At 66.5% G+C, this 24,137-nt stretch carries 24 protein-coding genes, 2 tRNA genes and 1 pseudogene; 12 read left to right on the top strand and 15 right to left on the bottom strand.

Going from position 1 to position 24,137, the window contains the following annotated elements; genetic code table 11:
* The first annotated feature begins 20 nt into the window (after window positions 1-20).
* Entirely contained in the window at window positions 21-284 is a 264-nt protein-coding gene (crgA, locus tag AU187_RS01665) for a cell division protein CrgA (protein WP_059100533.1), read from the top strand.
* Between the two features lie 155 nt (window positions 285-439).
* Window positions 440-862: a PH domain-containing protein gene (locus tag AU187_RS01670; protein WP_059100532.1), complete on the top strand. Its 423-nt coding sequence runs from the start codon at window positions 440-442 to the stop codon at window positions 860-862.
* 9 nt (window positions 863-871) lie between these two features.
* Here AU187_RS01670 and AU187_RS01675 read toward each other — a convergent pair whose 3' ends face one another.
* Window positions 872-1,399 (bottom strand): peptidylprolyl isomerase, encoded by a 528-nt coding sequence (locus tag AU187_RS01675; RefSeq protein WP_059100531.1) that lies wholly within the window; start codon window positions 1,397-1,399, stop codon window positions 872-874.
* Window positions 1,400-1,505: 106 nt separating this feature from the next.
* Here AU187_RS01675 and cwsA point away from each other — a divergent pair, with 106 nt between their 5' ends.
* Entirely contained in the window at window positions 1,506-1,946 is a 441-nt protein-coding gene (gene cwsA / locus AU187_RS01680; RefSeq protein WP_059100530.1) for a cell wall synthesis protein CwsA, read from the top strand.
* Between the two features lie 31 nt (window positions 1,947-1,977).
* On the opposite strand, the gene AU187_RS01685 is transcribed toward cwsA, so the two are convergent.
* The 11 genes and pseudogenes from AU187_RS01685 to dnaA all read right to left on the bottom strand — a co-directional run bounded on the left by AU187_RS01685 (window position 1,978) and on the right by dnaA (window position 14,451).
* Window positions 1,978-2,050, bottom strand: a tRNA-Ala gene (locus AU187_RS01685).
* On the bottom strand, window positions 2,041-2,169 hold the full coding sequence (locus AU187_RS25820; RefSeq protein WP_286131840.1) for a hypothetical protein: 129 nt from the start codon (window positions 2,167-2,169) through the stop codon (window positions 2,041-2,043). Before AU187_RS25820 ends, AU187_RS01685 begins: the two co-directional genes overlap by 10 nt.
* Window positions 2,170-2,185: 16 nt before the next feature.
* Window positions 2,186-2,259, bottom strand: a tRNA-Ile gene (locus AU187_RS01690).
* Window positions 2,260-2,353: 94 nt separating this feature from the next.
* Window positions 2,354-3,256, bottom strand: coding sequence for a DUF3566 domain-containing protein (locus AU187_RS01695; RefSeq protein WP_059100529.1), 903 nt, complete (start codon window positions 3,254-3,256; stop codon window positions 2,354-2,356).
* A 29-nt stretch (window positions 3,257-3,285) separates the two neighbouring features.
* Window positions 3,286-6,276 carry an intein-containing DNA gyrase subunit A gene (gyrA, locus tag AU187_RS01700; RefSeq protein ID WP_059100528.1) on the bottom strand — a complete coding sequence of 997 codons (2,991 nt, stop codon included), beginning with the start codon at window positions 6,274-6,276 and terminating at the stop codon, window positions 3,286-3,288.
* Window positions 6,277-6,298: 22 nt separating this feature from the next.
* Window positions 6,299-8,326 carry a DNA topoisomerase (ATP-hydrolyzing) subunit B gene (gene gyrB / locus AU187_RS01705; protein ID WP_059100527.1) on the bottom strand — a complete coding sequence of 676 codons (2,028 nt, stop codon included), beginning with the start codon at window positions 8,324-8,326 and terminating at the stop codon, window positions 6,299-6,301.
* 234 nt (window positions 8,327-8,560) lie between these two features.
* Entirely contained in the window at window positions 8,561-9,115 is a 555-nt protein-coding gene (locus AU187_RS01710; protein ID WP_059100526.1) for a DUF721 family protein, read from the bottom strand.
* Window positions 9,112-10,269, bottom strand: coding sequence for a DNA replication/repair protein RecF (recF, locus tag AU187_RS01715; protein WP_059100525.1), 1,158 nt, complete (start codon window positions 10,267-10,269; stop codon window positions 9,112-9,114). The genes AU187_RS01710 and recF overlap by 4 nt, the downstream gene beginning before the upstream one ends.
* 11 nt (window positions 10,270-10,280) lie before the next feature.
* A pseudogene (gene gnd / locus AU187_RS01720) lies at window positions 10,281-11,177 on the bottom strand (phosphogluconate dehydrogenase (NAD(+)-dependent, decarboxylating)); the annotation flags it as partial.
* Between the two features lie 24 nt (window positions 11,178-11,201).
* Window positions 11,202-12,401: a DNA polymerase III subunit beta gene (dnaN, locus tag AU187_RS01725; RefSeq protein WP_059100523.1), complete on the bottom strand. Its 1,200-nt coding sequence runs from the start codon at window positions 12,399-12,401 to the stop codon at window positions 11,202-11,204.
* Window positions 12,402-12,960: 559 nt separating this feature from the next.
* On the bottom strand, window positions 12,961-14,451 hold the full coding sequence (gene dnaA, locus AU187_RS01730; protein ID WP_059100522.1) for a chromosomal replication initiator protein DnaA: 1,491 nt from the start codon (window positions 14,449-14,451) through the stop codon (window positions 12,961-12,963).
* 555 nt (window positions 14,452-15,006) lie between these two features.
* Here dnaA and rpmH point away from each other — a divergent pair.
* The 9 genes from rpmH (at window position 15,007) to AU187_RS01770 (ending at window position 21,382) form a co-directional block, all read left to right on the top strand.
* Window positions 15,007-15,150, top strand: coding sequence for a 50S ribosomal protein L34 (gene rpmH, locus AU187_RS01735; protein ID WP_059100521.1), 144 nt, complete (start codon window positions 15,007-15,009; stop codon window positions 15,148-15,150).
* Between the two features lie 32 nt (window positions 15,151-15,182).
* A complete protein-coding gene (gene rnpA / locus AU187_RS01740; protein WP_059100520.1) occupies window positions 15,183-15,545 on the top strand; it encodes a ribonuclease P protein component in 363 nt (120 codons plus the stop codon).
* 8 nt (window positions 15,546-15,553) lie between these two features.
* Complete coding sequence (gene yidD, locus AU187_RS24810) at window positions 15,554-15,913, top strand: membrane protein insertion efficiency factor YidD (RefSeq protein ID WP_082683681.1); 360 nt, start codon at window positions 15,554-15,556, stop codon at window positions 15,911-15,913.
* Window positions 15,914-15,956: 43 nt separating this feature from the next.
* On the top strand, window positions 15,957-17,009 hold the full coding sequence (gene yidC, locus AU187_RS01745; protein ID WP_231740380.1) for a membrane protein insertase YidC: 1,053 nt from the start codon (window positions 15,957-15,959) through the stop codon (window positions 17,007-17,009).
* A gap of 32 nt (window positions 17,010-17,041) precedes the next feature.
* Window positions 17,042-17,587: a Jag family protein gene (locus AU187_RS01750; RefSeq protein WP_059100518.1), complete on the top strand. Its 546-nt coding sequence runs from the start codon at window positions 17,042-17,044 to the stop codon at window positions 17,585-17,587.
* Between the two features lie 56 nt (window positions 17,588-17,643).
* On the top strand, window positions 17,644-18,333 hold the full coding sequence (rsmG, locus tag AU187_RS01755; RefSeq protein ID WP_059100517.1) for a 16S rRNA (guanine(527)-N(7))-methyltransferase RsmG: 690 nt from the start codon (window positions 17,644-17,646) through the stop codon (window positions 18,331-18,333).
* A gap of 23 nt (window positions 18,334-18,356) precedes the next feature.
* Complete coding sequence (locus tag AU187_RS01760) at window positions 18,357-19,373, top strand: ParA family protein (RefSeq protein ID WP_082683712.1); 1,017 nt, start codon at window positions 18,357-18,359, stop codon at window positions 19,371-19,373.
* A 22-nt stretch (window positions 19,374-19,395) separates the two neighbouring features.
* On the top strand, window positions 19,396-20,400 hold the full coding sequence (locus tag AU187_RS01765) for a ParB/RepB/Spo0J family partition protein (RefSeq protein WP_059100515.1): 1,005 nt from the start codon (window positions 19,396-19,398) through the stop codon (window positions 20,398-20,400).
* Between the two features lie 208 nt (window positions 20,401-20,608).
* Window positions 20,609-21,382 (top strand): hypothetical protein, encoded by a 774-nt coding sequence (locus tag AU187_RS01770; protein WP_059100514.1) that lies wholly within the window; start codon window positions 20,609-20,611, stop codon window positions 21,380-21,382.
* Between the two features lie 10 nt (window positions 21,383-21,392).
* Here the strand turns inward: AU187_RS01770 and AU187_RS01775 are convergent, their stop codons facing one another.
* The 3 genes from AU187_RS01775 to trxB form a co-directional block, all read right to left on the bottom strand.
* Window positions 21,393-22,589: an N-acetylmuramoyl-L-alanine amidase gene (locus tag AU187_RS01775; RefSeq protein WP_059100513.1), complete on the bottom strand. Its 1,197-nt coding sequence runs from the start codon at window positions 22,587-22,589 to the stop codon at window positions 21,393-21,395.
* 154 nt (window positions 22,590-22,743) lie between these two features.
* On the bottom strand, window positions 22,744-23,079 hold the full coding sequence (gene trxA, locus AU187_RS01780; RefSeq protein WP_059100512.1) for a thioredoxin: 336 nt from the start codon (window positions 23,077-23,079) through the stop codon (window positions 22,744-22,746).
* A gap of 10 nt (window positions 23,080-23,089) precedes the next feature.
* Window positions 23,090-24,064 carry a thioredoxin-disulfide reductase gene (gene trxB, locus AU187_RS01785; protein ID WP_059100511.1) on the bottom strand — a complete coding sequence of 325 codons (975 nt, stop codon included), beginning with the start codon at window positions 24,062-24,064 and terminating at the stop codon, window positions 23,090-23,092.
* Window positions 24,065-24,137: the final 73 nt, after the last annotated feature.

A 24,137-nucleotide genomic window follows, 5' to 3' on the forward strand; every position in this document is an offset into this window, starting at 1 on the left:
CAGTTGTCCCGAAGGTACCCATGCCCAAGTCCAAGGTCCGCAAGAAGAACGACTTCACCAGCAACCCGGTGAGCCGGACGCCCGTCAAGGTCAAAGCCGGGCCGTCCAGTACCTGGTTCGTGGTGTTGTTCGTCGGCTTGATGCTGATCGGTCTGGTCTGGCTTCTGGTGTTCCAGTTGGCGTCGTCGGCGATCCCGTTCCTTGCCGAACTGGGTCCGTGGAACTACGCGATCGCGTTTGCTTTCATGATTACCGGGCTGTTGCTCACCATGCGGTGGCGCTGAACCATCGATCCGACGGCATGAATTCATTCTGGTCGCTGATCGTTATCCTTCCAGCAACCTCCGAGTAATCGGATCACACCGATGTGATTCATCCCCATTGGGGATAGCACTTGTGGATAACCGCGTAAGGGGCGGTGAAAGGGTGTGCACAACGGATGCAGCAAACTCAGTGGGGTCCCCCCGCGGCGGGCATCGCCGCGTGCGGCATAGCCGGAGTTATCCTCGCTATTCTCGCTGTGATGCTGATCACAGACCCTCCTGGCCGCATTCTGGCGGGCGTTGCCGGGGTGGGATTGATCGTGTTTGCGATCCTTTCGTGGCGCGCGCGACCGAAGCTGGCAATCGAAGAAGCCGGCCTGGTGACCCGGGGCCTGTTCGGCACCCGGATGTTGCCGCGCACCGACATCAAGCTGATCCGGATCACCGAGTTCCGCAGGTTGGCCCGCAAAGTCCGGTTACTTGAAATCGACACCATCGACGACCGGCTGCTCGTGTTCACCCGGTGGGACCTGGGCACCGATCCACTGCAGGTACTCGACGCGTTGACCGACGCGGGCTACGCCGGCACGGGCTCCTGACCGCTGCGGTCAGGCGATGGTGATCGAGTCGACGACCACCGGATCGGTGGGCCGGTCGTTGCGGTCGGTCGCAGTCGTTGCGATCGCGTCGACGACCTTCTGGGACTCAGCGTCGACGACCTCGCCGAAGATCGTGTGCTTGCGATTCAGGTGCGGAGTCTTGCCCACGGTGATGAAGAACTGCGAGCCGTTGGTGCCCGGGCCGCGGTTGGCCATCGCGAGCAGGTAGGGCCGGTCGAACTGAAGCTCGGGGTGGAACTCGTCGGCAAACTCGTAACCCGGCCCGCCGCGGCCGGTGCCCGTCGGGTCACCGCCCTGGATCATGAAGCCGTCGATGACGCGGTGGAACACGACGCCGTCGTAGAACGGGCCCGATGTGCTGCCCGATGCATTCTCGCCGCTGTAATCCTTGGTTCCCTGTGCCAGTCCGACGAAGTTGGCGACGGTCTTGGGCGCGTGGTTTCCGAAGAGTGCGATCTTGATGTCGCCGCGGTTGGTGTGCAGGGTCGCGGTCGCTGTCTGAATGGGGCTCGTCACGGGGTGTCAGTGTGCCACGCCGCCTTCGAAGCCCAACCGGCACCGCCGTCTTGCGGTAGATGGCAGGCTGTTGTCGACCCCCTCCACGCCGCGAAAGAGGTGCGCCATGAGCTCGAAGACGGACGTTCGGTTGACCCCAGGCGAGCGGTTGAGCCGCGGCCTGAAGTACACGGCGGTCGGCCCGGTCGACGTCACGCGCGGCGCGCTGGGGCTCGGCGTCCATGGCGCGCAGTCGTCGGCGGAATGGGTGGGCGAGCGGTACCGCCGCGGGCGGCTCAAGGCTCAGTTGAGCGAGGATCTGGCGACCGCGCAGCAGGCCATCGCGCAGGAACTCAGTGCGGCGCAGGAGATCGTGTCGCAGGCGCTGCTCGGCGCGTCGTCGGCGCGCACCGCGAAGAGCAAGCTGCGCAGGCGCAGGCTGGTGATGGTCGGCGTGGGTGTCGCCGCGTTGGCCGGGGGAGCGGTTGTGTTCTCGATCGTGCGGCGGTCGACGCAACCGGAGCCGTCGCCCTTGCCGCCGAGCGTAGAGGTGGCGCCGCGGCCCTGAGAAGGCCCGGCCGGCCGCACGAGAATCGAAGTGGAGCCTAGGAGAATCGAACTCCTGACATCTACCTTGCAAAGGTAGCGCTCTACCAACTGAGCTAAGGCCCCTGGTCCGCCGACGGCGCACCGGGCGCCGCGTGCCACACCTCGACGCCGTGGCGCGACCGCCAGAGGGCGACGGCGGCTGCGGCGGCGATCGCCGTGGCGATCAACAGCACCCGCCTCATGGTGTGCACCTTTCCGTGGGGCTAGGAGGACTCGAACCTCCGACCTCTTCGTTATCAGCGAAGCGCTCTAACCGCCTGAGCTATAGCCCCGTAACGCCGCTACGGCCGAGCGACGAGATTACCGCAATCGTAGGCTCCCGCCCAAACCGCGGAGCGTGCCTCAGTCCCTTCGACGGGCCGACAATCAATCCCGGTCGGCGAGCGTGACTTCCACGCCGCCGACCAAATCCGTTGTCAGGTTGTAGACGAACGCACCGATGGTGGCCATGGCCGTCAACAGCACGATGTTGACCAAGCCGATCAACGTCGCGCCACCGAAGATGGTGCCGCTGGACACCAACTCGCCGCCGGACCCGCCGCCGGCGCTGGTGAGCAGGTCGCCGACGTTGCTGTTGAGCTTGCTCCACACGCCCATACCGCCGAGCACGAGGTAGAGGAACGCCACCGCGATCATCCACACGAAGAACAGCGCGACCGACAGCACCGCGGAAACCTTCAAGGTGCTCCACGGGTCGATCCGACGGATCTGCATGCTGGCCCGGACCGGGCCCTTGTGCCGGGTGCCGACCTGGACGCGGGGCCCGGAGGCCGGGCGGCTGGCCGGTTCCCCGCTCGGCCGGTCGGCGGGTTTGCGCTGCTGCGGCGGGCGCGGCATCGGCCCGGACAGGTCCGGCAGTTCGCTGGCGTAGGTCTCCGGGCGGGGAGGCTCAGTCCGCTCGCCGCGCGTCGGCACGTCCTCCGTCGGCGCCGATCCACCCGACACGAAGCGGTTGAGGCGTGCGCTGGGGCCGGGGGAGTTGTTGGGATTGCCTCGGACGTCGTCGGCCGGCCGCTCGGGCGGATGACCGTCATCGCCCGGGCCGTCGCCGCGCGGCCCCGGACCGGGACCCCGCCTCGGCGGCTCCGGCGGCCGGACCCCCGGCTGTGCCGCCCGCGCCGCGGGCCCCCGCTGCCACGGCGGGACGTCTCCGCGGTCGGGGACATCGGGCCGGGCCGCACCCAGAGCGTCGTTGTTGGCGGCGGAGCCGTTGGCGCCCGCTGGACTTTCGCCCGCGTGTGGGCGTCCCGGCTCGTTCGGTGAGCTCACCTACGGCTCCTCACTGGTCCCGTCACTGCTCACGCACCGGGGTCGGTGTTGACCTCGTCGGTGCTGTCGCCTTCCTCCGCGTTGCGCGCGATGGCTATCAGTGTCGTGCCCTCACCCAGGTTCATCAACCGAACACCCTTGGTTTGCCGCCCGGCCTTGCGAACCTGGCGAGCCGCGGTCCGGATGACACCTCCACCTGACGTGATGGCGTACAACTCTGTGTCGTCATCGACGATCAACGCACCCACCAGACTGCCACGGCGTTTGTCGTACTGGATCGTCAGGATGCCTTTGCCGCCGCGGCCCTGCGGGCTGTACTCCTCGATGGCCGTGCGCTTGGCGTACCCGCCGGATGTCGCGACCAGCAGATACGTGTTCTCCCGCACGACGTTCAGCGACAGCAGCGCGTCATCGGCGTTGAACCGCATGCCCTGCACACCGGAGGTGGCCCGACCCATCGGCCGCAGCGCCTCGTCGGTAGCTGAGAATCGGATCGACTGGCCCTTGGCCGACACCAGCAGCAGGTCGTCCTCGGCGGAGCACAGCACCGCTCCGACCAGTTCGTCGCCGTCGCGCAGGTTGACCGCGACGATGCCGCCGGAGCGGTTGGAGTCGAAGTCGGTCAGCTTCGACTTCTTCACCAGCCCGTTGCGGGTGGCCAGCACCAGATACGGCGCGTCCTCGTAGCTCTTGATCTGGATCACCTGGGCGATCCGCTCCTCCGGCTGGAACGCCAGCAGGTTCGCGACGTGCTGGCCGCGCGCGGTGCGCGACGCCTCCGGCAGGTCGTAGGCCTTGGCGCGATAGACCCGGCCCTGGGTGGTGAAGAACAGGATCCAGTCGTGGGTCGAGCAGACGAAGAAGTGGTTGACGATGTCGTCCTGCTTGAGGCCGGCGCCCTGCACGCCCTTGCCGCCGCGCTTCTGGCTGCGGTACAGGTCGGTCTTGGTGCGTTTGGCGTAGCCGGTCTCGGTGATCGTGACGACGACGTCCTCGCGGGCGATCAGGTCCTCGTCGGCGACCTCGCCGTCGGCGGCGATGATGCGGGTGCGACGGTCGTCGCCGTACTTGTCGGCGATCTCCTTGAGCTCGTCGCGCACGATCGCGCGCTGCCGCTCGGGTTTGGCGAGGATGTCCTCGAGGTCGGCGATCTCGGCCTCGATCTTCGCCAGGTCGTCGACGATCCGCTGCCGTTCCAGCGCAGCCAGGCGGCGCAGCTGCATGTCCAGGATCGCCTGGGCCTGGATGTCGTCGATGTCGAGCAACTCGATCAAGCCCTGCCGCGCGACGTCGACGGTCTCCGACGCCCGGATCAACGCGATCACCTCGTCGAGCGCATCGAGCGCCTTGACCAGGCCGCGCAAGATGTGGGCCCGCTCGTTGGCCTTGCGCAACCGGTAGCGGGTGCGCCGCACGATGACGTCGAGTTGGTGGTTGACGTAGTGCCGGATCAACTGATCGAGGCGCAGCGTGCGCGGGACGCCGTCGACGATCGCCAACATGTTGGCCCCGAAGCTGGTCTGCAGCTGGGTGTGCTTGTAGAGGTTGTTCAGCACCACCTTGGCGACCGCATCGCGCTTGAGCTCCACCACGATTCGCAGTCCGACACGGTCGCTGGACTGATCCTCGATGTTGGCGATGCCGTTGAGCTTGCCGTCGCGGACCTGCTCGGCGATCGAGGTGATGAAGTTGTCGTGGTTGACCTGATAGGGCAACTCGGTGATGACGATGCCGGTGCGACCGCGGTTGTCCTCTTCGATCTCCACCACGCCGCGCATCCGGATGGATCCGCGCCCGGTGGTGTAGGTGTCGGAGATCCCTTGCGACCCAACGATCAAGCCGTGGGTGGGGAAGTCCGGCCCCTTGACGCGTTCGGTGACCGCGGCGAGCGTCGCCTCCTCATCGGCGTCGTGGTTGTCCAGGCACCAGTACACCGCCTCGGCGAGTTCGCGCAGGTTGTGCGGCGGGATGTTGGTGGCCATGCCGACGGCGATACCACCCGAACCGTTGGCCAGCAGGTTGGGGAACCGGCTCGGCAGCACGGTCGGCTCCTGCACCCGGCCGTCGTAGTTCGGAATGAAATCGACTGTCTCCTCGTCGATTTCACGCAGCATCTCCATCGCCAGCGGAGTGAGCCGCGCCTCGGTGTTGTGGCTGACGAACCCGTTGGTGATGAAGGCGTGGTCGGCGCTGTCAACCCGCAGGCTGTACACCGGTTGCACACCGGCGTCCGTGACGGACTCGACGCGGGCGTAGGCGTAATCCTCGATTGTGAATTCTGCGACGGAATTTCGTTGATTTGCGTCGCCGGATGCACAATCGGCGAGCATCGCGATGCGGTCACCCGGCCGGATGTCCTCGATCAGCTTCCACTCGAGCGTCGGTACGCCACCCACCTCGTCCAGGCACAGCAACGGGTGATTACCCGTACCCGTGACGGCACGGCCGTCAGCGCTGGTCACCGTGTACGTCTGGTGATCGCCCGAGTGGAACAACCGGTCGGCAACGACGGGTTCGCCGTGGCGGCCGAGGACCTTCATCTCGATGACGTTGTCCGAGTTAGGCTTTGCGTCGGGCACGACCGCGTCGATGCGAATACTTCTGCCTTCGGGGAGGCTGACCACCGCGTCGCCGGTGACGCAGTACCGCATAGCGGCCGGCGGGTCGTTGCCCGGTGAGCCGAAGTTGCCCTGACCGTCCACCAGGGGATAGCGCAGCGACCACGGCTGGGCCATCCGGACCAGGGTGTCGTAGATCGACGCGTCGCCGTGCGGGTGGTAGTTACCCATTGTCTCGGCCACAGACCGCGCGGATTTCGCGTGGCTACGGTCCGGCCGGAAGCCCGAGTCGAACATCGCGTAGAGCACGCGGCGGTGCACGGGTTTGAGGCCGTCACGCACCTCGGGCAGCGCGCGCCCGACGATCACGCTCATCGCGTAGTCGATGTAGCTGCGCTGCATCTCCTGCTGGATGTCGACCGGTTCGATCCGGTCGCCTTCGGGCGGCAAGGTATCAGTCATCAATCAGCCTTAGCGGGTTGAGTTAAACATCAAGGAAGCGCACGTCTTTGGCGTTGCGCGTGATGAAGCTGCGGCGGGCTTCGACGTCCTCGCCCATCAGGATCGAGAACAGTTCGTCGGCGGCCGCGGCATCGTCGAGGGTGACCTGACGCAGCACCCGCACCGACGGGTCCATCGTCGTCTCCCACAGCTCTTTGGCGTCCATTTCGCCGAGACCCTTGTAGCGCTGGATGCCGTCGTCGGTGTTGATCTTCTTGCCCGCCTTGCGGCCCGCCTCGAGCAAGCCGTCGCGCTCGCGGTCGGAGTAGGCGAACTCCGGCTCACTGCGCTGCCACTTCAGCTTGTACAGCGGTGGCTGCGCCAAGAAGATGTGCCCGTTCTCCACCAGCGGCTTCATGAACCGGAACAACAGCGTCAGCAGCAGCGTCGAGATGTGCTGGCCGTCGACGTCTGCGTCGGCCATCAGCACGATCTTGTGATAGCGCAGCTTGGAGATGTCGAACTCGTCGTGGATACCGGTACCCAGCGCGGTGATGATCGCCTGGACCTCGGTGTTCTTCAACACGCGGTCGATGCGGGCCTTCTCGACGTTGATGATCTTGCCGCGCAGCGGAAGGATCGCTTGGAACATCGAGTCGCGGCCGCTCTTAGCCGAGCCGCCGGCCGAATCGCCCTCCACCACATACAGTTCCGACTTGCGCGGATCGGTGGACCGGCAGTCGGCCAACTTGCCGGGCAGCCCGCCGATGTCGGTGGCGCTCTTGCGGCGCACCAATTCGCGCGCCTTGCGGGCCGCGATTCGGGCCTGCGCCGACGACACCGCTTTGTTCACAATGGTTTTGGCTTCGGCGGGGTTGGCGTCGAACCAGTGTGTGAGTTCCTCGTTGCAGATCTTCTGCACGAACGACTTGACCTCGGTGTTGCCGAGCTTGGTCTTCGTCTGGCCCTCGAACTGCGGCTCGGACACCTTCACCGAGATCACCGCGGCCAAACCCTCACGGATGTCGTCGCCGGTGAGGTTGGGGTCCTTGTCCTTGAGCAGCTTCTTGTCCTTGGCGTACTTGTTGACCACCGACGTCAACGCGGCGCGGAAGCCCTCTTCGTGGGTACCGCCCTCATGCGTGTTGATCGTGTTGGCGAACGTGTGCACGGACTCGGAGTAACCGGCGTTCCACTGCATCGCGATCTCGACCTCGTGGCCGGAACCCTTGCCCTCGAAGTCGATGACGCTCTGCTGGATAGGCGTCTTCGTCCGGTTGATGTGCTTGACGAAGTCGACCAGGCCGCCGGGATAGTGGAAGGTCCGGTGCTTGACCTTGTGCGGGGCGCTGGCTTCGGCGGCCTTCTCGTCGGCGCTCTTCGGCGCTTCGGCGGTGTCGCTGACGACCTCGTCGACGACTTCCTCCGCGGTGACGCGCTCATCGGTCAGTTCGATGGTGAGGCCCTTGTTCAGGAAGGCCATTTCCTGCAGGCGCCGCGCGATCGTTTCGAAGTCGTAGTTCAACGTCTCAAAGACGTCGGGGTCGGGCCAGAAACGGATGGTGGTGCCGGTCTTCTTGGTCTTCTCACCCTGCTTGAGCGTTCCCGGCACCGAACGGTCGTAGGTCTGGAACCACTCATAGCCGTCGGTCATGATGTCGGCCTCGAGCCGGGTGGACAGCGCATTCACCACGGACACGCCGACGCCGTGCAGACCGCCGGAGACCTGGTACGCGCCTTCCTCGAACTTGCCACCGGCGTGCAGAACCGTCATCACGACATCGACGGTCGGGATGCCTGTGGAGTGCATCCCCACGGGGATCCCGCGGCCGTCGTCGGTGACCTGGACACCGCCGTTCTCCAGGAGCCGCACGTCCACTTTCGTCGCGAAACCGGCCATCGCCTCGTCGACGGCGTTGTCGACCACCTCCCAGATGAGGTGATGCAGGCCGCGCTCACCGGTGGAGCCGATGTACATGCCCGGCCGTTTGCGGACCGCTTCCAGGCCTTCGAGCACCTTGATCGAATCGGCACCGTATTCTTTCGGGGCACTCTTCTTCTGGGCAGCCACGTTGGACGGGTCTCCTTGGTCTCTTGCCGGGGAAAGCTGGCTAGGCGGTCGACAGCCGCCTGCGGGTCGCTTCCCAGTCTACCGCCCGATGGCGACAGGACCGATTCTGAGGGGGCGTTTCTGCACACCTATTTGAGCCGCCTGTGGAATTTCTCGATTGAAGGTGCCTGAGGACGCTTGAGAAGTAGGATCGCGTCGTCCTCGCGGCTCTCAGCCAACAGGCGCGTAGGGCAGCTAGCCGTACGTGTCGCGCGGACCCCGGCCGGGGATGTGGTACCGACCCTTGCGCCACGAGGGGCCGACCGGACCGACGATTTTCAGCGATTTGACGACGCCGCCGCCCACAGCGTCGGCGATCTTGGCCAGTACCTGGGCTTGCACCATCCGCAATTGGGTCGCCCATGCCGTCGACTCCGCTGAGATGGTCAGCACGCCGTCGTTCAACGACGTCGGCGTCGCGTGCGCCGCGATGCCCTCGCCGACGAGTGCGGGCCAGCGACCGAACACGGCGCCCTCGGCGACCCGGCCCGACCACCCGCGGCTGCGGGCGAGGTCACTGGCCGCGGGTCCGAACGGTTGCGGATCCCGTGAATCCGGCCCCGGCCCCGACCACCGCCGCCGGCTGGCACCCGCGATCCGGCGCGGGGCGGACCCCCGGCCGCGGCCGACATCCTTACCCTGGCTGCGCGCCGCGCCGCGGGCCTCCTCGAGCGTGCGCCGCACCAGGTCCATTCCCCGCAGGTTCGCCAGGTGCTCGGGCGGGCCCGCCTCGTTCTCGCCCGACGTCATGGCTGCACCACCGAGATTCTCCCGGCATCATCGTCGTCTCGCATCGCCACCCCGATCCTGCGCGCATCCCAGTCGCCGGGGATGTCGTCGGAAACCGCGGCGGTCACCAGCACCTGCTCGGCCGACCCCGCCACAGTGGCCAACGCCCGCCGGCGGGCGGTGTCCAACTCCGCGAACACATCGTCGAGCAGCAGCACCGGATCGCCCCCTTCCGCCCGCAGCAACTCGTAGGCGGCCAACCTCAGCGACAAGGCCATCGACCACGATTCCCCATGGCTGGCATAGCCTTTCGCGATCTGATCGCCGAGCCGCAATTCGAGGTCGTCGCGGTGCGGACCGACCAGGCAGACCCCGCGTTCGACTTCGGCATCCCGGCGGCGGGCCAACGCGTCGAGCAACGCGGCCTCGAACAACTCCGCGTCGCCGGTCCCGGCGGACTCTTCCACCGCTTCCACGCCGCTGCGGTAGCGGATCGCCGCCGGCCGCGACCCGGGCGCCAGGAGTTGGTAGGCCTTCTCCACCTCCGGGGCCAGTTGATTGACGAGATCGACCCGCGCCGCGATCAGCCGCGCACCCTTCTCGGCGAGGTGGCCATCCCAGACGTCGAGGGTGTCGAAGACGCTGCGGTCCCCGCGGAATCGCGCGCCGGAGGCCGTTTTCAACAGCGCTGCGCGCTGACGCAACACCTTGTCGTAATCCGCGCGGATCGCGGCCACCTGCGGGCGGCGGGTGGTCGCGAGTTCGTCGAGATAGCGGCGTCGTTCGCCGGGGTCGCCGCGCACCAGCGCGAGGTCCTCGGGGGCGAACAGCACCGCCCGCAGCACACCGAGGATCTCCCGGGCGGAACGCACGGGGGAGCGGTTGAGCCGTGCCTTGTTCGCGCGCCCCGCGGTGATCTCGAGGTCCACCGCGAGTTCGCGTTGCTCGTTGACGACGATCGTCGACACCACAGCGCGTTCGGCGCCGGTCCGGACCAGCGGCGCGTCCGCGGCCACCCGGTGTGAACCCAGTGTCGACGAATACCACAGCGCCTCAATGAGATTCGTCTTACCGTAGCCGTTCGGTCCGACGAACACGGTGCGGCCCGGCTCGAGGTCCAACTCGACCCGTGGCCACGACCGGAAGTCGGTCAGAGCAAGACGGCGGACGTACACGGCGTCGCGACCTAGCCGGACTCGCTGACCCGTTTGACCGCGTGCCCGCCGAACTGGTTGCGCAGCGCCGAGACCGCCTTCATCGCCGGCGAATCCTCCTGGCGCGAGGCGAACCGCGCGAACAGCGACGCCGCGATCACCGGCATCGGCACCCGGTGGCTGATGGCCTCCTCGACGGTCCAGCGCCCTTCGCCGGAATCCTCGGTGTAGCCGCTGATGTCGGTGAACTTCGGGTCTTCCTTCAACGCCTTGGCGAGCAACTGCTGCAGCCATGACCGCACCACGGTGCCGTTGGTCCACGCCTGAATGACGGCCTGGGTGTCGGTGATGAGCTCCTCGGCGGCCAGCAACTCGTAGCCTTCGGCGTAGGCCATCATGAGGCCGTACTCGATGCCGTTGTGCACCATCTTCGCGTAGTGCCCCGCACCGACCGGCCCGGCGTGCACGAACCCGTCTTCACGAGGTCCCGGCGGCCGTAACGCATCGAAGATCGGCATCGCGCGTTCGACGTCGGCGTCGCTCCCGCCGACCATCAGACCGTAACCTTCTTTCAACCCCCAGACACCGCCGGAGACGCCCGCATCGATGAACGCAATTCCCTTGTCGTTCAACAATTTCGCGTGTGGACCGTCTTCGGTGTAGCGGGAGTTGCCGCCGTCGATGACGAGATCGCCCTCGCCGAGTTCGTCGGCCAGGGCGGTGATGGTCTCGTGGGTGATCGGCCCGGACGGCACCATCACCCACACCACCCGCGGCGCATCCAGCGCATCGGCCAGAGCCGCGAGCGTCGGGACGTCGGTCACTTCCGGTCTGGGGTCATAGCCGACGACTTCATGCCCGCCTTCACGTAGGCGTTCGCGCATGTTGAAGCCCATCTTGCCCAGACCGACCAGCCCGAGTTGCATATGCGCCCCTTCCGTGGCGTGGGCCGGTCAGCCTGGAAGCCGCACCGGCATCAGCAGGTACACGTAGTCGGTCTGCTCCGCGGGGAACGGCCCCGCCGCAGCGACACCCGCATCGTCGTCACTGGCCGGGCGCAACACCGCGGGACGGCTGGGTGTGGTGAAGCCGAATGTCACCCGCTCGGAGTGCAGCGAAGAGAGCCCGTCGGTCAGGTACGTCGGATTGAACGCGATGGTCAACGGGTCTCCGGCGAAGCTGACAGAGAGGTCTTCCTCCGCGCGCCCCACATCGTCGGCTCCGGCCGAGAGCCGCAGTGCGTCGTCGGAGAACTCCATCCGCACCTGCGCACCGCGGTCCGCGACCAGCGCGACACGCTTGATCGCCTCGCTGAGTTCGGCGACTCCGATCGTCGCCATCGCGGTGTGCTCGGTCGGCAGCAGCTGCCGGAACTTCGGGAACTCGGCATCGAGCAGACGCGTGGTGCTGCGTTTGCCACCGCTGCTGATTCCGAGCAATCCCTCCTTGCCGACCGCCGCACCGGCCCCCAGCGAAAGATGCACATCGCCGCCGTCGGCACCGGCCTTGGCGGCCTCCGACAACGTCTTGGCCGGCACCAGAACCGCGGCCTCGATGTCGGCGCCCGCCGTCGACCACGTCAGCTCGCGCACCGCCAACCGGAACCGGTCGGTCGCGGCCAAAACGACCTTCTCCCCGGCGATTTCGAGCCGGATACCGGTCAGCATCGGAAGCGTGTCATCGCGGCCGGCGGCGATGGCAACCTGGCCGATCGCTTCGGCGAACAAATCGGCGGAGATCACACCGGTCTCGTCCGGCAACGCGGGCAGGGTCGGATAGTCCTCGACGGCCATGGTCGGAAGCGAGAAGCGGGAACTACCACAGGTCAACGACACCCGGGTGCCTTCGACGCTGACGTCGATCGGCTTGGCCGGCAACGCCCGGGTGATGTCGGACAGCAGCCGGCCGGACACCAAAACGCTGCCGGGTGAAGCGATCTCGGCCGGCACCCGCACCTCGGCGGAAACCTCGTAGTCGAATCCCGAAATCGTCAACCCGTCCTCGGAACCGGTCAGCAATACGCCGGCGAGCACGGGAACGGTTGGCCGGGTCGGCAGATTGCGGGCCACCCACGCGACAGCGTCGGCGAAGTCCTCTCGTACGAGGCGGAACTTCAGATCGGTGACACCAACTGTTGTCGTCGCCACGTCCATTGAGTCCCTTCGATCAATACCACGACAAGCATTAAGCAGCGGTTTCCCGGTGTCTCACCACGCGTCTGACCGATGCGTCCCGACGACCGTAACGGCTGTCGATGAATCACCGTAGAGCTTTCCGCCCCAACTTGAAAGCTAATCGATCGGGCTGACATCGACGGTTTCCGGTGAGCTGACGGCCGGTCGGTTCGGTGTTTCCCCAGCCGCCTTCTTCGAAGAAGAATCTTCGGAGATTTACAAGCAACAGTATTAGGCCCTGTGGAATCTGGGGATGAATCCATGTCCGCGCTGCTGACAAGCGTGCGACGGTGTGGGGCAGCTGTGGATGAGTGCAGGCCAGGTTGGGAATGAGTGTGGAGAGGTCGGCAGGTGTGCACGAATCGGCGAGTAGTTCGCCGGTTGAGCCCAAGTTCTCCACATCGATGTGCACAACCTCGGCGTGTGACGGATGGTGTGGCCGGGACAGAAGATTTTTCGAAGAAATTTTCGTGGTCGTCGCACGAGACGCCGACATCTGGGCGCGGCACGACCCAACCGCAGGGGAGGAGCAGACGATTCAGCGCTTGGAGCGCTGGCGAATTCGCGTCGTGAGTTCCTTCACGTGATCGAATACCTCGCGCCGCTCGGCCATTTCACCGCGAATCTTTTTCTCGGCGTACATGACGGTGGTGTGGTCGCGTCCGAACGCCTGGCCGATCTTCGGAAGGGACAGATCGGTCAGCTCGCGGCAGAGATACATGGCGATCTGTCGGGACTGCGCGAGCGCGCGGGTCTTGCCGGGGCCGCGCAGTTCCTCGACTGTCGTCTCGAAATACTCGGCGGTGGCCGCCATGATCGCCGCGGTGCTGATCTGCATGGTGCTGGGATCGGAGATCAGATCACGCAGCACGATCTCGGCCAACGACTTGTCGATCGTGGTCTTGTTCAGGGACGCGAACGCCGTCACCCGAATGAGCGCGCCCTCGAGTTCACGGATGTTGCGTTCGATGCTGCTGGCGATGAGCTCGAGGACATCGCCGGGCACATCGAGCCGGTCCATCTGTGCTTTCTTGCGCAGAATCGCGATTCGCGTCTCCAACTCCGGTGGCTGCACATCGGTGATCAGCCCCCACTCGAAGCGGGTGCGCAACCGGTCCTCGAGGGTGGCCAGCTGTTTGGGTGGCCGGTCCGAGGAGATGACGATCTGCTTGTTGGCGTTGTGCAGGGTGTTGAAGGTGTGGAAGAACTCCTCCTGGATGCCTTCTTTGCCCTCGATGAACTGGATGTCGTCGACCAGCAGCACATCGATGTCGCGGTAGCTTCGCTTGAAGGACGCCTTGCGGTCGTCGCGCAGCGAGTTGATGAAGTCGTTGGTGAATTCCTCGGTCGAGACGTACTTCACCCGCATGCCGGGAAACAAACGCTGCGCGTAGTTCCCTGCCGCGTGCAACAGGTGCGTCTTGCCCAGGCCCGACTCGCCCCAGATGAACAGCGGGTTGTAGGCGCGGGCCGGCGCCTCGGCGATCGCCAGGGTCGCGGCGTGGGCAAACCGGTTCGACGCGCCGATGACGAATGTGTCGAAGGTGTAGCGCCGATTGAGGTTGACCGCGCTGGTGTCGTCGGTCAGCGTGTTCGGCGGCCGGCTGGTGAAGTACGTCGGCCAGCTCTCCTCGGCGCTGACGCGGGCTTCGAAGTCCTCATCGACCTCGTCGGGTTCGGCGACGGGGGACAGCCCGTTGAGCGGTCCCTCGGTGGTGTCGTCCGGACCGGGATCCGCGATGCGCACACCCAGTTCGACGCGCTGGCCGAGCTGACGGCTCAACGCGCTGATGATCGGCTCGCGCAGATGACGTTCGATCTCGTTCTGGACGAACGGGGTCGGCACCGACAGCAGGGCAAATCCCTCGGTGATGACGAGCGGTTTGACGAGCTTCAACCACGCTCTTTGCTGTGGGGTGAGAATAGGACCGGCGGGGTCGCCGATCGTTCCGGCGCCAGGGCCACCGTTGAGCTCGGCAACCACCGTGTTCCAAACGGCCACGAAGGGCGGATCGGGGTCAGCTGTCAACGACGACTACCCCCTTGCGGTCGACCCAGAGACGACCAATGGAACGAGGACGATCTGTCCACAAAGTTATCCACAGGCTGTGGAGACAGGACAGTCGTCGTCGTTCTGTTGTCTACCGGCGAGAACGCCGCGGGCCGGGGCACATCACGAAAGTGAGGCATCCTGTGGGCTCACGACTAGTCGGGCGTCCTCGCTTCGTTGTTCGTCGCCGTTTCGTTATCGAATCGGCCTTGGCAGAAGCTAACAGTTTTCTCGGCGGGTGCCAACCGTTCTGCAACATTGCGCGGGTGGATATTTCGGCCTCACGGCGCGTCGTGACGGGTGGTGCAATTGTGGCTGTCGGCCGGGCCCTGGGGCGAGGTTTGACCCAGCGAAAACTCGTCAGTACCCTCGAACAGTCGCCCGTACGAGGCGATACGGCTGCGACCCGGCTCCGACCGGAGACCGCGCCGGCTAGCAAGACGGACGAGCTTACCAACGGCAACTGCGTCCACACCGATTCGTACGTGGATCGGTGGGGGCTGCGGACGCCAGACGCAACAAGGAGAGACAGCCGTGGCCAAGGGCAAGCGGACCTTTCAGCCGAACAACCGGCGCCGGGCGCGCGTGCATGGCTTCCGGCTGCGGATGCGCACCCGCGCGGGCCGCGCGATCGTGGCGAACCGTCGCGGCAAGGGTCGGCGCAAGCTGTCTGCGTGATTCCCACGTGACTTCAAGCGGAGTCTGACGCGGTGCTTCCGGCGCGGTACCGGATGACGCGGTCGACGGAGTTCGGGATCACGGTCAACCGAGGGGTGCGCGCGGTGCAGCCCGATCTCGTCGTGCACGCGTTGCGGTCCGAAGTGGCCGCCGCCGAGCCGGGCCCCCGAATCGGGCTGGTCGTGTCGAAGGCCGTCGGGACCGCGGTGCAACGGCATCGGGTGGCCAGGCGGTTACGGCATGTCGCGCGCACAGTGCTCGACGAGCTCGATCCGGCCGATCGGGTGGTTATCCGCGCGCTGCCCAGCAGCAGACACGCGATATCGGCGCGCCTCGAGCAGGAGCTGCGCACCGCCCTGCGCCGGACGAGGCCCAAGAACGAGGCGGCCGGGTGAGGGCACCAATGGGTTCGCTCGCAGTGCGCGGGCTCGTCTACCTGATTCAGCTGTATCGGCACACGGTTTCCCCGCTGCGGCTGCCCACATGCCGGTTCATGCCCACCTGCAGTCAGTACGCGGTGGACGCGCTGAGCGAGTTCGGGCTCCTGCGCGGTGGCTGGCTTGCCACCGTACGGCTGCTGAAATGCGGGCCGTGGCATAGGGGAGGATGGGACCCGATACCGGAACGCCCGTCACCTGAACGCGAAGGCGACGCGCACCCATCGTGTGCGTCCGCGGCCGAGCCCTCAGAGGATCGGGTCACCGTCGGCGACGTCAGCGGCGGTACGCCAGCAATGCGAGCAGGAAGCGAGACGCGTGTTTAACTGGTTCAGCCTCGACATCATCTACTACCCGGTGTCGGCGATCATGTGGGTCTGGTACAAGCTGTTCGCCTTCCTGCTGGGGCCGTCGAACTTCTTCGCCTGGGCGCTGTCGGTGATGTTCCTCGTCTTCACGCTGCGGGCGATCCTGTACAAACCGTTCGTCAAGCAGATCCGCACCACGCGCCAGATGCAGGAGCTGCAGCCGCAGATCAAGGCGCTGCAGAAGAAGTACGGCAAGGACCGCCAGCGGATGGCGCTGGAAATGCAGAAGCTGCAGAAGGAACACGGGTTCAACCCGATCCTCGGCTGCTTGCCGATGCTGGCTCAGGTGCCGGTGTTCCTCGGGCTGTTCCACGTGTTGCGGTCGTTCAACCGGACGCAAGGTGGGTTCGGTCAGATCCAGCTGTCCGTCGAGCAGAACCGCGCCACCGGCAACTACGTGTTCAGCCCCACGGACGTGGCGCACTTCCTGGACGCCCACCTGTTCGGCGCACCGCTGGGCGCGACGATGATTCAGACCACTGGCCTGGACGCGTTCACCGAGTTCAGTCGGGGAGCGGTCATCGCGGTGGGCGTGCCGATCATGATCCTGGCCGGTATCGCGACGTATTTCAACAGCCGCGCATCGGTTGCGCGGCAGAGTCCGGAGGCCGCCGCGAATCCGCAGACCGCGATGATGAACAAGCTGGCGCTGTACGTGTTTCCGCTCGGCGTTGTCGTCGGCGGGCCGTTCCTGCCGCTGGCCATCATCATGTACTGGCTTGCCAACAACATCTGGACGTTCGGCCAGCAGCACTACGTGTTCGGCAAGATCGAAAAGGAAGAAGAGGCCAAGAAGCTCGAGGCGCAGGAGCGGCAGGCCAAGAACGCACCGCCGCCGGGCGCCAAGCCGAAGCGGACGCGCAAGGGTCAGACGCCGGAACCGGCGCCCAGCAGTGAGGCCGAAATCGCCGACACCGTAACCGAGAACGGGGCCGCCGAGAAGAAGCCGACGGGGGCCGGGACGGGCAAGACAGCCTCTGGCGCAGGCAACCGCACGCCGCGTCCGGGCGCGAGTCCACGCCCCGGCGCACGGCCGAAGAAACGTAAACGTTGACCGGGCACACCGGTGGGGATGAGGAGATACCGATGACAGACGCCGATACGACCGAGCGCGACGACCTGACCGACGAGGAGAACGGCGCCGCGGCGCCCGTCGCCGAGGATGACCTCGAGGAGAGGTTGGTCGCCGAGGGCGAGATCGCGGGCGACTACCTCGAGGAGTTGTTGGACCTGCTCGACTTCGACGGCGACATCGACCTCGACGTCGAAGGCGACCGCGCGGTCGTCAGCATCGACGGCGGCGGCGACCTGAACAAGTTGGTGGGCCGCAAGGGCGAGGTGCTCGACGCGTTACAGGAGTTGACGCGGTTGGCCGTGCACCAGAAGACCGGGGAGCGCAGCCGCCTGATGCTCGACATCGCTCGGTGGCGGCGCCGGCGTCGCGACGAGTTGGCGGCGCTCGGCGAGAAGGTCGCGCGTCGGGTGCTCGAGACCGGCGAGCGCGAAGAGCTCGCCCCGATGACACCGTTCGAGCGCAAGATCGTGCACGACGCGGTGGCCGCGGTCGACGGAGTGCACAGCGAGAGCGAGGGCGTGGAGCCGTCGCGGCGTGTCGTCGTGCTTGCCGACTGACCCGAGTTACACGCGTGTAGTTCAGAGGCCGTCCCCGCGACGCGACGATCCGGAGGATGTTTCACGTGAAACACGGCGAGGTGTCGGCACCCCCGGGCGCGGCCGCCACCTTGTTCCGGGACCGCTTGCCGCGCGCGCAGCTGTACGCCGAGATCCTGGCGGGGGCCGGTGTCGAGCGCGGGCTCATCGGCCCCCGGGAAGTGGACCGGTTGTGGGACCGGCACATCCTCAACAGCGCCGCGGTATCCGAGCTCATCGACGCGGGCTCCCGGGTTGCCGACATCGGTAGTGGCGCGGGTCTGCCCGGGATACCGTTGGCGTTGGCTCGGCCCGATGTGCAGGTGACACTGATCGAACCGCTCCTGCGCCGCAGCGAGTTCCTCCGTGAGGTCGTCGAGGAACTCGATGTCGAGGTGACGGTCGTGCGAGGCCGAGCCGAAGAGCCGGCGGTGAGGAAACAGGTGGGGGAGACGGACGGGGTGGTGTCCAGGGCGGTGGCCTCTCTGGACAAGTTGACTCGATGGAGCATGCCGCTGCTGCACATCGACGGCCACATGTTCGCCATGAAGGGCGAGCGTGCCGAAGAGGAGATCCGCGACCACCGGCGTGTGATGGCGTCGCTGGGGGCGGCCGATGTAAGGGTAATGAGGTGTGGCGCGAACTACTTGGATCCACCCGCGACCGTCGTCGTGGCACGGCGGGAGAAGGCGGTAGCGCACCGGGCAACGGGCAGGAGACGAGGTTGAGTTCGCCGCAGAACGGTTCCGAGTTGGGCACCGCCGCCCAGCCCCGCCCCGATGTTTCACGTGAAACGGCCCCGGGCCATGTTTCACGTGAAACCACGCCGACGGACGTTTCACGTGAAACCTGGTCGGACAAGGCTGCGCCCGACAGCGGGTGGGATCCGACGGCCGGCATCGACACCCCGATCGGGGCGGAGGCCGAACGGGCGGTGCGCCTGCTGCATGCGGCGGCCAAGGGCAACCTCCCGCGGCCAGACCGCCAACGCGTCTTCACGATCGCCAATCAGAAGGGCGGTGTCGGTAAGACGACGACGGCCGTCAACGTCGCGGCGGCGCTCGCCCTGCAGGGGCTGCAGACGCTCGTCATCGACCTCGACCCGCAGGGCAACGCGAGCACGGCGCTGGGCATCGAGCATCGCCCGGGGACGCCGTCGTCGTACGAGGTGCTGATCGGGGAGATCCCGTTGCGCGACGCCTTGCAACGCAGCCCGCACAGCGAGCGCCTCTACTGTGTGCCGGCGACCATCGACCTGGCCGGCGCCGAGATCGAGTTGGTCAGCATGGTGGCCCGGGAGGGACGGTTGCGCGCGGCGCTGGCTGCGCTCGACGATTACAACTTCGATTACGTGTTCATCGACTGCCCGCCGTCGCTGGGCCTGCTGACCATCAACGCGTTCGTCGCGGCGCCCGAGGTGCTGATCCCGATCCAGTGCGAGTACTACGCCCTCGAAGGGGTGGGCCAGCTGATGCGCACGATCGAGATGGTCAAGGCGCACCTCAACCCGCAACTCGACGTGACGACGGTGATCCTGACGATGTACGACGGGCGCACCAAGCTCGCCGACCAGGTGGCCTCCGACGTGCGGACGCACTTCGGCGACAAGGTGCTGCGGACCGTCATCCCGCGCAGCGTCAAGGTGTCCGAGGCCCCCGGTTACGGGATGACGATCCTCGACTACGACCCCGGCTCCCGGGGGGCGATGAGCTATCTCGACGCCAGCCGGGAGATCGCCGACCGCGGCCGGAACCGTAACCATCGATGAGCGCGCGACAACAGGAGAGGCCATGACCCAACCGACACGCAAGCGCAGCGGCCTCGGCCGCGGCCTGGCTTCGCTGATCCCGACCGGACCCGCCGACGGGGAGCAGTCCGAGCTCGGGCCACGGATGGGCGACGCGGCCGCCGATGTGGTGATCGGAGGACCGTCGAACGGCAACCCAGCCAACCCGGCCAACACAGCCAACGACGTCGGCGCCGTGTACCGCGAAATCGACCCGTCGTCGATCGAGCCGAATCCGCGGCAGCCCCGCCAGGTGTTCGACGAGGAGGCGCTCGGCGAGCTGGTGCACTCAATCCGCGAGTTCGGGCTCATGCAGCCGATCGTGGTGCGGGCGCTGCCCGGCGGTGCGCCGGGTCCGATCCGCTACCAACTCGTCATGGGGGAGCGGCGATGGCGCGCTGCCCAGCAGGCCGGCCTGACCGCCATTCCGGCGATCGTGCGGGAGACCTCCGACGACGGCATGCTCCGCGACGCGTTGTTGGAGAACATCCACCGCGTGCAGTTGAACCCGTTGGAGGAGGCGGCCGCGTATCAGCAGCTGCTCGACGAATTCGGGGTCACCCACGACGAACTCGCGTCCCGGATCGGCCGGTCGCGCCCGTTGATCACGAACATGATCCGGCTGCTGCGGTTGCCGATCGCGGTGCAACGGCGGGTGGCCGCCGGTGTGCTGTCGGCCGGCCATGCGCGCGCCCTGTTGGCGCTCGAGGGAGGACCCGAGCAGCAGGAGGAGTTGGCCGCGCGCATCGTCGCCGAAGGGCTGTCCGTGCGCGCGACGGAGGAGGCGGTCACCCTGGCGAACCGGGCCGGCCCGCCAGCCCCGTCGTCGCCGAAGCGTAAGCCGATCAGCATGCCGGGACTGCAAGACGTTGCTGAACGGCTGTCGACGGCGTTCGACACCCGGGTAACCGTCAGCCTCGGCAAACGAAAAGGCAGGATCGTGGTGGAGTTCGGGTCGGTCGACGATCTGCAGCGCATAGTCGAACTGATGAGCGCGTCCGACCGCTGACCTACGACACCGGGTAATTACGTCACTGTGACACATATCCCGCGTTGGTCGCCGTTGGCACCTCCGTAAGAAGGAAACCAATTGTGAGACAACACGTTTCGCATCCGCACTCGATAGCCGCGTGGAATCGAGGGCCGACCCCGCCGCATCCTTCTATCCTGGAGTGGCAGCTGTGCATGTTCGCACCGCGTAGGACCCGGGGAGTCTAGTGTCGGCACGCGTCACGCCTCTACGGCTCGAAGCGTTCGAGCAGTTACCGAAGCATGCCCGCAGGTGCGTGTACTGGGAGGTCGATCCGCTGACCCTCGGCCGTGATGCGGCGGGTGCCGCCGTCCCCGGGGTCGACGACCACCTGTCCGACCCCGAGTTCGAGAAGGAAGCGTGGCTGTCGATGGTCATGCTCGAGTGGGGGTGCTGCGGACAGGTCGCCGTGCAGTGCAGCGACGAGCAGACCGACGACGGGCCTGCGCCGTTGAGCGGGAACGAGGCGTGCCTGGGCTACGCGTTCTACGCCCCACCGAATGCCGTGCCGCGTGCACGCCGGTTCCCGACCGCGCCGGTGAGCGCCGACGCCGTGTTGCTGACCTCGCTGGGCATCGAGTCCGGTGAGGATGCCGACGGTGTGTCGCGCATGCTGATCTCTGCCGTGGTCGGCGACCTGGTCCGCCGGGGAGCGCGGGCGCTCGAAGCGTTCGCCCACACGACCGAGGTCAGCGAACTCCTGGATCCGGGGGCGGTCACACCGTCGTTGCGACCCGTCGTCGAGGTGCTCGGGGACTGCTCGGTCGAGCAGTGCGTCCTCGACGCCGATGTGCTGCTGGACGCGGGCTTCGTCGTGGTCGCCCGACACCGCTACTTCCCGCGGCTGCGTCTGGAGTTGGAACAGGGGCTGGGCTGGAAGGCCGACGTCGAGGCGGCGTTGGAGCGGTTGTTCGAGTTCGCGCAGTTGCCGGTCGGAGCGGGTGTCAGCCCGTCGCGATGACGGATCGCGGTCAGGAGGGGCTGACGCGGCCGGCCTGCTCGACCGAGAGTTCGTGCGCCAGCAGTTCGGCGAAGGTGAAAGTGCCTGTGGGACGGTCGTTTTTGCCGAGCAGATAGAGCCGTTTGACCGCGGCGAGGATTCCCTCGGCGATCGAGTCGCGGGTCTGCGTCGACACCAGGATGGCACGGTCCCGCGGATTGGTGATGTATCCGACGTCGACCTGCACGGTGGGCATGCGGGTCAGCCGCAGCAGGTCCCATGTCCTGCCGTGGGTGCGGCAATCCCGTAACCCGCTGCGCGCCACGACTTCTCGTTGAATGAAGTCGGCCAGGTTGCGGCCGATCGTGGACACCGAGCCGTGTGAGTTGCCGAAGTGGAACGACGCGACGCCGTTGGCGGCCGGGCTGGGCTGGGTCGCGCAGCGCAGGCTGATCATCAGGTCGGCGCCGACGGCGTTGGCGGTCGCGGCCCGTTCGGCGTCCGACGGCGCACGATTGGCCGGCCGCGACAGGAAGGTCTCCATTCCGATCGCAGTCATCCGGCCTTCGAGCCGACTGGCCAAGTCCCACAGGATGTCTGACTCGCTGATCGGCCCGCCGGGGCTCTGCATGATCTGCCCGTGGTCGTCACCACCGCGGCCCGGGTCGATGATGATGCGCTTGCCCGACAGCCGAGGACCCGAGCTGCGGACCAATTCCTCTTCGCGAATCGCGTGCGGGGAGCCGCCGGTGACGCGGGACCCGAGAAAGTACAAGGAGCGCAAGGTTTCCGGGCCACAGATGCCGTCGGGGTACAGGCCGTACTCACGCTGGTACGACATCAACGCGTTGTGCGTGGCCAGGCCGAAGTGCCCGTCGACCAGGCCGGTGTAGAAGCCGAGGTCCTGCAACCGAGCCTGCAGCGTTGCCACGTCGTCGCCGAACATCGGGGCGCCGAACTGGTGGCTGAGGGTGCGCGCGCCCAGACGGTACGACGCCTCTTTCAACGCACGGTAAGTCGCCTCGCCGACGATGCCGTCCACCAGGAGTCCGCGGTGCTGCTGGAAGGCCCGCACCGCATGGTCGAGTTCTTCGTCGAACAGGTCCAGCGCGACGTGTCTGCCGGTGGTGATCTCCTCGTCGGCGTTGTCGAGCATGCCCAACGCCGTCAGTGCAGCCCTGATCTCGGTGACCGCGGCCCCGCGGTCACCGCGACGCAGACTGGACATATGCGGCCTTTCGGTCACGGTTGTCAGCTGCGCGAGGGCGCTGACCAGGTTGACGGGCTAGGCACGATTGTCGCAGACACTCCGCGGATTCAAGAAAACCCCAGGCCGGTGTCCGCGCGGCGGGTTACGGGTTCAGACCCCCGTCAGACGAGGGCTAGACGATGTCGCTGAGCTCGCGCAGCAGCGCAGCCTTGCCTTTTGCGCCGACGATCCGCTTGACCGGTGCACCGTCCTTGAACACGATCAGCGTCGGGATCGACACCACCTGGAAATCGCGCGCGGTGGCCGGATTCGCGTCGACATCGAGCTTGGCGACCGTCAAGGCGCCGGCCTTCTCGGCGGCGATCTCCTCGAGCACCGGGGCGATCATCTTGCAGGGGCCACACCACGTCGCCCAGAAGTCAACCAGCACTGGGGTACTGCTGGACAGCACGTCCTGGGAGAAGGTGTCGTCGGTCACGGCTACGGTCGACGCAACGCTGTCGGTCATCGTGGTGCTCCTATCGAACGGGGGTTTCGGTGGTTTCATCGCTTGGGCCAGAACCGATTTCGGCGAGCCAGCGTTCGGCGTCGATGGAAGCCGAGCAGCCGGTGCCCGCGGCGGTGATGGCCTGGCGGTAGGTGCGGTCGACGAGATCGCCTGAGGCGAAGACACCTTCGATCGATGTGCTGGTCGAACCCCGCTGCGTCAGGACGTAACCGTCGTCGTCGAGGTCGATCTGGCCGCGCACCAGATCAGACCGGGGATCGTGGCCGATCGCGACGAACACACCGGTGACGGCCAGCTTGGACTCCTCACCGGTGACGGTGTTGCGCAACCGAACTCCGCTGACTTTCGGGCTGCCCTCGATCTCGAGGACCTCGGTGTTGGTGACGAACGTGATCTTCTCGTTTGCGCGTGCGCGGTCCAGCATGATGCGCGAGGCACGGAACTCGTCGCGGCGGTGCACCAGCGTGACACTGCGGGCGAACTTGGTCAGGAAGATGGCTTCCTCCATCGCGGAGTCGCCGCCGCCGACCACGATGATGTCCTCTTCGCGGAAGAAGAACCCGTCGCAGGTCGCGCACGTGCTCACGCCCATTCCGAGCAGAGCCTCTTCACCCGGCACGCCGAGGTGACGCGCCGCCGCGCCCATCGCGAGGATCACCGCGCGGGCCTGATACGTGTCGTCGCCGACCGTGACCGTCTTGACCGCGCCGTCGAGGGAGACCGCGTCGACATCCTCCATCCGCAGGTCCGCGCCGAAGCGCAGCGCCTGTTCGCGCATCTCGTCCATCAGCTCGGGGCCGGTGATGCCGTTGCGGAAGCCGGGGTAGTTCTCCACCTCGGTGGTCGTCATCAGCGCGCCGCCGAACTGAACGCCTTCGAACACCAGCGGCTTCAGTTGCGCGCGGGCCGCGTAGATCGCGGCGGTGTAACCGGCCGGGCCGGATCCGATGATGATCAGATCATGAACCGTGGGTGTGGTGGTCATGAGCGCCTTTCTGCCGTCCCCTAGCTTCGCTGTGGGCCCCGTCGGCACCGGTACCAACACCAGCGTAGGCGGT

It is taken from the genome of Mycobacterium sp. IS-1556 (assembly GCF_001499985.1).
Classification (GTDB): Bacteria; Actinomycetota; Actinomycetes; order Mycobacteriales; family Mycobacteriaceae; genus Mycobacterium.